The sequence below is a fragment of the Rhizobium sp. Leaf341 genome (genome assembly GCF_001424325.1).
Taxonomy (GTDB): Bacteria; Pseudomonadota; Alphaproteobacteria; order Rhizobiales; family Rhizobiaceae; genus Ferranicluibacter.
Genome location: NZ_LMPE01000003.1, coordinates 392,101 through 403,475, shown reverse-complemented (window position 1 = coordinate 403,475; position 11,375 = coordinate 392,101). Strand labels below are relative to the sequence as shown.

The window sequence follows — 11,375 nt, the reverse complement described above, 5'->3', positions numbered from 1 at the left end:
GGGGGGGGGGGGGGGGGCGTCCTCGTCGGCTGCTGCACCGTGGTACGTCGTCCAACCTCGTGACCTGCTGCCCGGCAAGGAACGTCGCGCAAATCGAAGCACCCTGTCCTCTCGATAAACCGGGCGGGCACGAGAATTTTTAGAACACTGACCTACCTCTCTTGGAAAGCGTTCTGAAGGAGAAGCAGGATGAACCAGCCCTTGGGTGGTTTCGCGACGTGAGCCAGGGATGGGAACCGGACGCCTACATCGTCGCCCTGACCGCAGCGGGCATCCTGATCGCTCTCGTCGTATGGCTCCCGCTCGCCCTCAGCCGCCGCCCCATCTCGCTGCCAATCGTTTGTCTCATCATCGGTGGGTTGATCTCCGCCACCGGCTACGTCGCCATAGACCTCTCACCGCAGGCACACCCTTATATCACCGAGCGGCTCTCGGAATTCGTGGTCATCGTGGCCTTGATGGGGGCGGGCCTTAAGATCGATCGCGTCTTCTCGTTCAGGGAATGGCAACTGACCTGGCGGCTGCTCCTCATCACCATGCCACTCAGCATCGCCGCGATCATGGTCGTGGGTGTCAGCGTCCTGGGCCTGAGCGCCGTTTCCGCGCTCCTTCTCGCAGCCAGCCTTGCGCCGACCGATCCTGTTCTCGCCGCGGACATCCAGGTGGGTGGTCCGCTGGACGGCGGCGAGGACACCGTCCGCTTCGCCCTGACGTCTGAGGCCGGCTTGAACGACGGCTTGGCGTTCCCGTTCGTGCATCTCGCGATCGCGTTGAGCCTATCGGCCCGCACAGGCGAGCCGTGGCTCGCCGAGTGGATCACCTATAACGTCTTGTGGGAAACAGCCGCCGGCGTGGTGTGCGGCTGGCTGGTCGGCCGCCTCTTTGGGTGGCTGACATTCCGGATGCCAGGAGATACGCTCGCCAAGACTGGCGACGGCTTGGTCGCCATCGCCGCGACCTTCGTCTCCTACGGCGTATCCGAGATGCTTCACTGCTATGGCTTCTTTGCCGTCTTCGTCACGGCGCTGACGTTGCGTGCCGCGCACCGCAACCATGACTTCCAGCGCGACATGCACGACATCACGGAGCAAATCGAACGGATCACCATGATGGTCCTGCTTCTGGCCTTCGGCGGCGCAATTGCCGGAGGACTGCTGGCGGGTATTGGCTGGCGGGATGTCCTTGCGGCTGCCGTGATCCTGCTGGCCATTCGTCCGCTTGCCGGGCTCCTCGGCATGCATGGCAGCGCTGCGACACGGGGCGAGAAGGTCTCGATCGCCTTCTTCGGCATTCGAGGTGTCGGATCCGTCTACTATGTGAGCTATGCCATCAATCACGGGGATTTTTCGGACGGAAACAGGCTCTGGGCCATCCTCTGCCTTGTCGTTCTCTTCTCGATTTTGATCCACGGCCTGACGGTGACACCTGCCATGCGCTGGCTCGATAGAAGCCACGGGCGCCGTGTCTGACAGGAACCGCATGCGTCTTTCCGAAGACCGCTTGCGACGACGTCGGGCGCTTGGAGCAGGATGCAGCCACCACCGAATCTGAAATCCCTCGCACCCGTCGCCGGCCTCTTTGCCGGCCCATGTGTCGGATCGTATCCTGGGCCGGTGGCAAGGCCGTGTGCCCGAGGTTCCAGATGATGGCTGCGATCAGGAGCAAACACCATGGCAAGGCCTGAGCCGGAGCCGACCTGCAGGATGAGCTCAACCGGCAGCAGGCGGCCGCCAATAAAAGATGTTTCCCCGACGGATCAGGTTCTCGACGTGGTGACGAACCGTCATGAGGCTCTAGCCCTTTGAACAGCCCTCAGTGTTGCCCTCGCGCGAAGCGATGGACACCACCTGTGGGCATCAGTTCTGGGCATCAGGTCGCAGTTGATGCCAGAACGGGATCCGAAAAGGCCGAAAAAACAAGAAATTCAGGGGAAAACGAGAGAGCTGGCTGGGGAACCTGGATTCTCACATGATTTCAAAGGCTTATCGAATTCGCCTTGAAATTCCCTCTGTTTTTCCGTCGCGAGCGACCGTGGATGCCACCTTTGTGCCCTGGCTTTGGGCATCAGTCAACAGGACGGGCGGGCGGCAATAATTTCCGGTCCAGGAGCTCAAGTCTTGCGATAACGGCGTACAGCGGCGCTGCATCTTTGCGGCTTCAAATCGGTCATGGATGTCGTGGTGTCGACCGCGCAAAAGGAGACATCCGGTGCAATAGTCCGTGGATTTATGTCCCGTTCCAATAAGCACATGCGATCTACGGCAGCTAATCGAGCGCCCCACGCACTGATATCTTCTTAGCATCCGATGTCGCTCAACACGTAGGCGCGATCGGCGAGAAAGGGAGCGCCAGATGAAAAGCATGGTCGTGAATACGCCTAACGTCATTAGGGTCCTTCGACAGCTAGCCACGTCAGGGATTGCCGCGCTGATCGCGCTTGGAGCCGTTCTGGGTCCGGTGTCTCCTGCCGCCGCGCATCACGGGTGGCCTGGCTTCGAGACCGATCGCCTCATTTATATCTCGGGAACGGTTTCTTCGGACGGCGTGTGGGGGAACCCGCACTCCCAGTTTGACGTCACATTGGACAGCAGCATGCCTGCCGACACTCCTGATCTGAGGATACCTGAGGAGCTGCAAGATCCTGAGGACAGCAGTCGGGTCAATGCTGCTCACTCATACAAAGGTCCCCACAAGGAGCTAGAAATCATCATCGCCCCTCCTGCGTGGTCGGGCAGATGGGGCCTGGGCCGTGCGCTGAAAATCGGCGAGCGCTTCCAGGCCGTCGGCTACATCAATCGGACAGACGACGGCCTGTTTCGTCCGGTCGTATTCTGGTACGGCGATGACAATGTGCCGGTAAACCAGGTGCTGGGCAATACGCTTCCGGTGCGAGCCCCCATTCCGAAGTAGGCTTCGGCCACTACAGACTAATGGCGTGAGGTGATCCTTGTCGCCGTCATCTCAGCAGGTGTGGGAAGATCCTTTCACCTGCGCGATCACCCTCGGAATAAACGTGAACGGATATGCTTGATCTGCTTAGCTCTCTGCTGATGATGTTGCAGAGTTCAGCCCTTGGCGACGTGGTACGGAATGCCCGCTACGTCTATCCTGTGCTCGAGGCCATCCACATCCTCGGGATTGCTCTTCTGGTTGGCCCCGCTTTTACCTTCGACTTCCGCCTCCTGGGCGTGGGACACCGCACCGTTTCCGTCAACACAGCGGCGCGCTATCTGCTTCCGGTCTCCCATGCGGGCCTGGCCATCGCCGCTACGACCGGCGTCGCACTGCTCAGTGCGCAGGCGACCGTGATCGCCAGCGCCGGAGCCGCACCGTGGAAGTTCGGTCTGCTGATCCTTGCCGGCCTCAATGTAGCTGTCTTCCACGGCGGCATCTACCGTAGCGTCCATAGATGGACTGAGGCCCCGGTAGCCCCTATCGCTGCCCGTGTCGGGGCAGCGGTATCATTGACTGCATGGACAGGCATCATCTTTGCCGGACGGCTTCTAGCATACACCTGACTGCGAGACTGAATCAGCCAAGTGCCAGATCGGGCAAAGCCTAGACACCAAGCAGCGCCTGCTCAGCTCCGATGTCTCAGAGCATCTACGATCAGTGCCATCGCGGGGGACATCTGGCGTCGACTGGGATAGTAAAGGTGGTATCCCGTGAACGGCTCGCTCCAATCGTCGAGGACAGCCTGCAGCGCTCCCGCCTGGATATGTCCTTCCACGAGATCCTCCGGTATATAAGCGATCCCGTATCCTTTAACGGCGGCGTCGATCTGGGAAATCGAGGAGTTGAAGCTGAGCTGCCCGTCGACCCGGACCCGAAGCTCCCGCCCGTCCTTCTCGAATTCCCAGGCATAGAAGCCGCCCCATGTTGCCTGTCGCGTGTTGATGCAGACATGGCTGACGAGGTCCTGCGGTGTCTTGGGGATCCCGTGCCTGGCGAGGTATTCCGGGGAGGCGACGGCCCGCAGCCTCCAGTCGGGGCCGATGCGCACGGCGATCATGTCCTTGTCGACGCTCTCGCCGAGCCGGACGCCGGCGTCGAAACGCTCCTCGACGATGTTGCGCATCCCGTTGTCGCTGTAGAGCTCGACCTTGACGTCAGGATTATCGGACAGGACTCGGCTCAGCTTAGGCCAGACCGTCGTCTGGAGAGCATGATCAGAGAGCGTCAGGCGCACTGTGCCCGACGGTTTCTCCCGGAAAGCCACCAGATCTGCAAGATCTGCCTCGATCCCCTCAAATCTTGGAGCGAGCGATTGCAGCAGACGTTCGCCAGCCTCCGTTGTCGCGACGCTGCGAGTCGTCCGCGTCAGCAGGCGCACTCCCAGCCGCGCCTCCAACTGCTTGATCGTATGGCTGAGGGTGGACTGAGAGGTGCCGAGCGTGGCTGCCGCCTTGGTGAAGCTCTGCTCCCTCGCCACCTCGATGAACCACAGCAGATCCTTCACATCCTCCCGCAGCATGCTCGTCCAAGCTCCTATTGATGTTCAGTATCGATAACTTCATGCGGATTAGCACGGATTGTTCGCAAAGTCCCCCAGCAATATCTTTCTCCTGCATGGCGCGAAACGCGAGCACCCAAGGATCCATGACATGAGCATAACCTTCGAAGATAGCATGGAGAGCCAGAAAGCCGCTTGGGGAGCAGTTTTCTCCATGACGCTTTGCGTCTTCGTTCTGATCGCCTCCGAGTTCATGCCGGTCAGTCTTTTGACACCGATTGCGTCGGGCCTCAGCATTTCCGAGGGGCAGGCGGGGCAGGCCATCTCGATCTCGGGCGTCTTCGCAGTCCTCACAAGTCTGTTCATCGCGACGGTCACTCGTCGGCTCGACCGGAGGATCGTCGTTCTTGGACTGACCGCTCTTCTGACGATCTCCGGCCTTATCGTGACATTTGCACCAACCTATTCGGTTCTCATGATCGGCCGGGCACTTCTTGGCATCTCGATCGGAGGCTTCTGGTCGATGTCGACGGCGATCGTCATGCGGCTTGTGTCCGGAAGCCAGGTGCCTACGGCGCTGGCCCTGCTCAACGCCGGGAATGCGATCGCCGCGACCATCTCGGCTCCGGTCGGCAGCCTCTTAGGCGCTTACATCGGTTGGAGAGGAGCGTTCTTCCTCGTCGTTCCGGTCAGCCTTCTTGCGATCCTCTGGCAGTTTATCAGCCTTCCCATGCTGCCGGCGCGGACCAGCAAGTCATCGCCGAACGTGTTCAGGCTGCTCCAGCGTCCCCCGGTCATCGCTGGGATGATGGCAATCCTGCTTCTGTTCATGGGACAGTTCGCGCTCTTCACCTATCTGCGTCCGTTCCTGGAGCAGGTGACCCACCTTAGGATTGAGGCGCTTTCCACCTTCCTGCTCGTGATGGGCCTTGCTGGGGCGGGTGGCACCTGGTTGATCGGTACACTGCTGAGGCAGCGTCTGTTCAGCATTCTTGTTGTCATACCCCTGGCGATGGCAGGCCTTGCCTTGTTCCTGATCGCGTTCGGAGACAGGGAGATTCCCGTGTTCGCCGCACTCGTCGGCTGGGGCTTCTTCGGTACGGCGGCTCCTGTCGGCTGGGGGACTTGGCTCAGCCAATATCTCGCAGATGACGCCGAGGCGGGAGGAGGGCTGCAGGTCGCCGTCATCCAGCTCGCGATCACGGCGGGGGCTTCCATCGGCGGCCTCCTCTTTGATGCGGTGGGCTGGTGGTCCGCCTTCGTGCTTAGCGCGGCCCTACTCGTCGGCTCAGCGCTCGCGTCGATCGTCGCCTGGTACACAGTCAGGAGAGCCTCATGAGTGTTCCAACAGGAGCCGACTGACGTGAAGATAAGGCTTACCTTCGGGGACCACGTGATGACGGCGACGCTCTACGACAATCCGTCTGCCCGTGACTTCGCTTCCATGCTGCCGCTCGATCTCAAGATCGAGGACTTCGGACCGAACGAAAAGATCGCGCACCTGCCTCGGAAGCTGACGGTCGAAGGAAGCAATCCCTTCTCGAACGAGCGGCCATACGACCTCTGCTACTACATGCCCTGGGGAAATCTCGCGATGTTCTACGCCGACTACAAGCATCCGGGCCTCGTCCGGCTTGGTCGCTTCGACGCCGGCTATGAAGCGCTTCACGTGCCTGGGGAATTCCCGCTGCGCATCGAGCGCATCCAATGACACTCAATCCATCCAGACAGGAGACTTCCAAATGAGCAAGCGCATTGAGACGCAGGACGGCTTCAATTCGAGCAGGCGCGGCCTGATGAAAGCAACTGGTGTCGCCGTCGCGGCCATGAGCCTCATCCCGGCGGCTGCCGCCACCCAGGCCCTGGCTCAGACCGCGGAATGGGACAAGACCTTCCCCAAGAGCGACAAGGTCGACCATCAGAAGGTCTCGTTCAAGAACCGCTACGGCATCACTCTGGCGGGAGATCTCTATCTTCCCAAGAAGCGGGTCAACGGTAGGCTGGCCGCAATCGTCGTCAGCGGGCCGTTCGGCGCGGTGAAGGAACAGTCGTCCGGGCTTTATGCGCAGACGATGGCGGAACGCGGATTCGCTACAATCGCCTTCGATCCATCATATACCGGAGAGAGCGGGGGCGAACCGCGCAACATCGCCTCGCCGGACATCAACACCGAGGACTTCAGTGCGGCGGTGGACTTCATCGGCCTGCGGCCGGAAGTCGATCGCGAACGGATCGGCGTGATCGGCGTCTGCGGCTGGGGCGGCATGGCCTTGAATGCCGTTGCCGTCGACAAGCGCGTCAAGGCAGTCGTCGCCAGCACCATGTACGACATGACGCGCGTCATGTCCAAGGGTTACAACGACAGCGTTACCCTAGAGCAACGCACCCAGACGCTGGAGCAGTTGAGCCGGCAGCGCTGGATCGATGCGGAAAAGGGCACACCCGCCTATCAGCCGGCGTATAACGCCGAGGTTGGTCCAGATGCACCGCAGTTCATGGTCGATTACCACGACTACTATTCGACGCCGCGTGGTTATCATAAGCGCGCTGTCAACTCGGGCAACGCCTGGTCGCAGACCACGCCGATCTCGTTCATGAACATGCCCATCCTGACCTACATCGCGGAGATCTCGCCGCGTCCGGTGCTGCTCATCCACGGCGAGAAGGCTCACTCGCGCTACTTCAGTGAAACCGCGTTCGCAGCGGCCGCGGAGCCGAAGGAACTGATGATCATTCCAGACGCAAACCATACCGATCTCTACGACCGCGTCGATAAAATCCCGTTCGACCGGATGGCCGAGTTTTTCGGTCAGCACCTGGCATAAGCCGGGCCGCCGGTCGAAGTATCATAGGCGGCGAGGTGACCTTCTGGTCACAACGCCGTCTGGCCTCTCATCAGGAGACACGAAATGACAGACAATATCGCTGGCAAGACCATCGTCATCACGGGCGCCTCGAGCGGCATGGGTGCTGCAGCCGCCCGTTATCTCGCATCGAAGGGCGCCAACGTAGTCCTTGGAGCGCGCCGCTCCGATCGGATCGACGCCCTGGCCGCCGAACTCAGTGAAGCCGGCCACAAGGCCACTGCCGTCGTCACCGACGTGACGAGGCAAGAGGACCTACGGAAGTTGATCGACACGGCCGTTGAGACCTATGGACGGGTCGATGTGCTCATCAACAATGCGGGCGTCATGCCGCTCTCGCCCATGGATCGATTGAAGGTGGACGAATGGGACCAGATGATCGACGTTAACGTCAAGGGCGTCCTTTACGGCATCGCCGCAGCGCTCCCCCATATGAAGGAGCAGAGGTCGGGCCACATCATCAACCTATCCTCCGTGGCCGGCCACAAGCTCTTCGGCGGCTCCGCCGTATATTCGGCGACCAAGTTCGCAGTGAGGGCATTGTCGGAGGGGCTGCGGCAGGAGATGGCGCCTTACAACATCCGCACGACGATCATCTCGCCCGGAGCCGTCAAGACGGAGCTGCTTGACCACATCAGCGAGAAGGACGTGCAGCAGGCGAATCAGGATTACGTAGGCCAGGTCGGCGTACCAGCCGACACGTTTGCGAGGATGGTCGCCTTCGCAATCAGTGAACCCGATGATGTCGCCGTGAACGAGATCCTATTCCGCCCGACGGCACAGGAACTGTAGTTAAGACTTCAAACTGCCCGGCGGCGGTTATCAGACCCAATCGAAAACGGCCGAAGGGACAGCCCTAGGTCGTCTTTCTGTTCCAAGTCTCGCGCGACCTTTGTTGTCCATATCAGATAGACCCTATCAGAAACGGCTGTCTAATCCTGCGTTTGCTCGCTCCTATCTCAAGATGGCAAGTCCATCAAAGAAAGGATGACGACCGTGAAATTCCTGGCCGCCGCCACCCTAACTCTTGCGACCATCGCATCCTCCCCCGCCTTCTCACAGCAGAGTTCGACCATGACCAGATCATCAAGCGTGTCTTCGGACGTCATCTGGGGCGTTTCCCCCGCTCTCGGGCGATACGAGAAGGAAGACGTCGTGGAGGGCCTGTGGGCTCGCCCGCAGCTTTCCATCCGCGACCGCAGCGTCGTTACCGTCGCCATCCTCGTCGCCCGCAGCCAGGCTGCCGATCTTCCACATTACATCAACCTCGCGCTCGACAACGGCGTGACGCCCAAGGAACTTTCCGAGATCATTACTCATCTCGCATTCTATGCGGGTTGGACGAACGCGATGTCGGCGGTGGCTGTCGCCCATGACATCTTCGCCGAGCGCAACATAGGCGAGGATCAGTTGCCTGAAGCTTCTCCGGATCTCATGCCGCTCAACCAGGAGGGTGAGGCTGCGCGCCAAAAGGCGGTGCAGGGCCTGCTGGGCGATGCGTCACCTGGGCTGGCCGATTTCACGACGGATCCGCTGTTTATGGATGTCTGGCTGCGACCGGATCTCTCGCCTCGTGATCGCAGTCTCGTGACCATCACGTCTTTGATGGCCAATGGTCAGGTCGCTCAGCTCGCAGGTCACCTCAACAGGGCGCTCGACAACGGACTCACCCCGGAACAGGCGGGCGAGGTGGTCACGCAGGTCGCCTTCTACGCGGGCTGGCCGAATGCCTTCTCGGCAGGGCCTGTCGTCGCCGAAGTGCTCAAGAAGCGCCAGCAGTAAACCAACAAGCAAGAAGGACTGACTTTTATGAAGAACACTCTCATCGCCGCTACTCTTTCCACGATGGCCTTGGCTGACGCGCCTGCGGCTAGATCCGAAGGCATTACAGTCAACCCCGTCGGCGCTGCAGCGTCAGTCATCGCTGATCCGAAGAACTTCACAGGCAATGTCGTCGTTGACATGCTGCTGCCTACTTCGATTTCGACGCCAGCGTCGTCTGGGCTTGTCACCTTCGCACCCGGTGCCCGAACCGCATGGCATACCCACCCTCTTGGTCAGATGCTGATCGTCACAGCAGGTAAGGGCTGGGTGCAGCAGGAAGGTCAGGCACGTCAGGAGATCCGGCAGGGCGAGACCGTCTGGATCCCGGCAGGCGTCAAGCACTGGCATGGCGGCACCGCGCAGAACGCGATGAGCCACTACGCCATTACCTACATCCAGGACGGCAAGAACGCCGAGTGGTTGGAGCTCGTTTCTGACGAGCAGTATCTTGACTAGGTAGCGTCGACCCACTCGCCTCGATGATCCGGAAGTCGAACGACCGATACCGCGAGATAAGGAGCTGGCTTAGCATTCGAGAAACTAGACAGCGGTCCCGCACCTGTCGGGGCCGTGCCTCGCTCTCTCGCCTGGTCGCCTATGCCGCGGAACGAGGTGACGATGATCTGCAATGGAAGAGGCCTCTTCATGCAATCCAGAACCCACTTGGGCGTACTAGCCCATACCTCGGGGCCTCAGCGTCCGGTGCTTGAATGTTAGCATGTCTTCCTCCTTTGTCCGCCAGATCGAAAAACACGGTCTCTTGTCGGACCGATAGCCGTGTTCAGTCACAGACTGTTTGAAGTACTCGAACGGGGTCCCCAGCCATCTTTTTGAGACTTCCAAGCATTTTGGGATCTGGGGAACGTCACATACCACTTGAAGAGAATTCGGGCCAAGTAGCTGAAAAGACGCCAACTTTTCCGCAACTACTGAAAGAGGGAATAGGCCCGAAAAACGGCTTTCCTGGGGACCTTGGATTCTCACATTATTTCAATGGCTTAGTATAAAGGCCTTGAAATTCCCTCTATTTTCCCGCCGCGAGCGACCTTGGATGCCACCTTTGTGCCCTGGCTTTGAGCATCAGTCAACTAGGCGGTCAAGCGGCAATAATTTCCGCTTTCGAACCTCAAGTTTGCGGTGAGGCGGCCATTAATCGCCCGGTAGCTTTGCGCCTTGATGTCGGTCATACACGCCTTAGGGAGGCGCGCCTGAAAGCAGACTTTCCGACCGCGCGTCTGCCATGCGCAGAAGATTGAAGACGTGCCGCTTCGCCTGCTGAAGGACTCGTTTCAGCACGGTTTATTTAGGTCCTCCAGAGCTGGGTTCGCGTATTCGTGAAAGCCGCTTCGTCCTCAGAGAGGTGCGAGTTGTGCGCCCCTTTAACGCAGCTTAGTCGGCTTGCTGCTTGATTTTGTGCGTGATGTCTTCCACTCGAAATAGTCGACACCACTCGACTTCAAAATCGTCTATATTGAAAACCGCCACATTGTAGCCGTCTTCACCAAACGCGCTTTTGTACGCCACGCCGTCGTAACCGAGGGAGCGGAACAACTCAGCGAGGATCTGTGTTGGAGCGTACTCCGCTGCGTCGTCGGACCGATCTGCCGGCGTTGAAAATGCCCTGTCGATATCCGACCAAACTGCTTTCTCCAACTCCGCGCGTTCCGGCTCTTTGAGGTATATGAACTGCTTTTCGGCGAGAATGCTGCAGTCGATAAGCTTCAGTTCGCGCATACATTTCAAAACGGCAACAGTCACGTAAGCGCCGATCGCAGGTCTGACTTCCGATACTGCCGTGGAGTCGTCTGTCGCCATATAGAGACAGGGTATGCCACGGGTGTTCACGCGCCCGTCGCTGGCGCGATCACGCAAAGGCATCATGCGGGTCTTGTTGGCCGCGCACTCGATGTCGTCGATGTAGATGTCTTCACCGTCGTCACCGGTTTGATATATCGGTCTCAGGCCATGTGCCACTTGAGCGCGCCTTAACCTCGTGCCCACGTTAACGATATTCTCTCGGGTATGACACGTCGCGGCGACAGCTTGCAGAAATTCTTCCGTCTCCGGAGAGCGAATGAAACGACGCGACTTCACGACTTCGCGTCGGAAATGATGATAATCACGATGCGACTTGAAAGTTCGAGCCAAACGCTCTTCAGTCACGACTCCGCTCCCCATGATCGTCAATCACTACGTCAGTACTATATGCTCAACTGGTCCAGGAACATGCTCAA

Annotated in this window: 10 protein-coding genes and 1 pseudogene; 9 read left to right on the top strand and 2 right to left on the bottom strand. The window is 59.6% G+C overall.

Translation table 11 applies throughout. From position 1 onward, the window contains the following. Positions 1-218: 218 nt before the first annotated feature. The 3 genes from ASG03_RS03520 (at position 219) to ASG03_RS03510 (ending at position 3,518) form a co-directional block, all read left to right on the top strand. Entirely contained in the window at positions 219-1,469 is a 1,251-nt protein-coding gene (locus ASG03_RS03520; RefSeq protein WP_062693026.1) for a cation:proton antiporter, read from the top strand. Positions 1,470-2,352: 883 nt separating this feature from the next. Continuing rightward, complete coding sequence (locus ASG03_RS03515; RefSeq protein ID WP_062692250.1) at positions 2,353-2,910, top strand: hypothetical protein; 558 nt, start codon at positions 2,353-2,355, stop codon at positions 2,908-2,910. Positions 2,911-3,023: 113 nt separating this feature from the next. Next, entirely contained in the window at positions 3,024-3,518 is a 495-nt protein-coding gene (locus ASG03_RS03510; RefSeq protein WP_062692249.1) for a hypothetical protein, read from the top strand. Between the two features lie 62 nt (positions 3,519-3,580). Here the strand turns inward: ASG03_RS03510 and ASG03_RS03505 are convergent, their stop codons facing one another. Continuing rightward, complete coding sequence (locus ASG03_RS03505) at positions 3,581-4,474, bottom strand: LysR family transcriptional regulator (RefSeq protein WP_062692247.1); 894 nt, start codon at positions 4,472-4,474, stop codon at positions 3,581-3,583. 130 nt (positions 4,475-4,604) lie between these two features. Between ASG03_RS03505 and ASG03_RS03500 the strand changes: the two genes are divergently transcribed. From ASG03_RS03500 to ASG03_RS03475, 6 genes and pseudogenes are all read left to right on the top strand, one after another. Beyond that, on the top strand, positions 4,605-5,792 hold the full coding sequence (locus ASG03_RS03500) for an MFS transporter (RefSeq protein ID WP_062692245.1): 1,188 nt from the start codon (positions 4,605-4,607) through the stop codon (positions 5,790-5,792). A gap of 12 nt (positions 5,793-5,804) precedes the next feature. Next, a pseudogene (locus ASG03_RS03495) lies at positions 5,805-6,164 on the top strand (cyclophilin-like fold protein); the annotation flags it as partial. Between the two features lie 31 nt (positions 6,165-6,195). After that, positions 6,196-7,278 carry an alpha/beta hydrolase gene (locus ASG03_RS03490; RefSeq protein ID WP_062692243.1) on the top strand — a complete coding sequence of 361 codons (1,083 nt, stop codon included), beginning with the start codon at positions 6,196-6,198 and terminating at the stop codon, positions 7,276-7,278. Between the two features lie 84 nt (positions 7,279-7,362). After that, positions 7,363-8,109, top strand: a complete 747-nt coding sequence (locus ASG03_RS03485; protein WP_062692241.1) for an SDR family oxidoreductase — start codon at positions 7,363-7,365, stop codon at positions 8,107-8,109. 195 nt (positions 8,110-8,304) lie between these two features. Then, complete coding sequence (locus ASG03_RS03480) at positions 8,305-9,099, top strand: carboxymuconolactone decarboxylase family protein (protein ID WP_062692239.1); 795 nt, start codon at positions 8,305-8,307, stop codon at positions 9,097-9,099. A gap of 27 nt (positions 9,100-9,126) precedes the next feature. Next, positions 9,127-9,597 carry a (R)-mandelonitrile lyase gene (locus ASG03_RS03475; protein ID WP_062692237.1) on the top strand — a complete coding sequence of 157 codons (471 nt, stop codon included), beginning with the start codon at positions 9,127-9,129 and terminating at the stop codon, positions 9,595-9,597. Positions 9,598-10,530: 933 nt separating this feature from the next. Here ASG03_RS03475 and ASG03_RS03470 read toward each other — a convergent pair. Beyond that, positions 10,531-11,304 (bottom strand): RES family NAD+ phosphorylase, encoded by a 774-nt coding sequence (locus ASG03_RS03470; RefSeq protein ID WP_162241357.1) that lies wholly within the window; start codon positions 11,302-11,304, stop codon positions 10,531-10,533. Positions 11,305-11,375 lie beyond the last annotated feature (71 nt).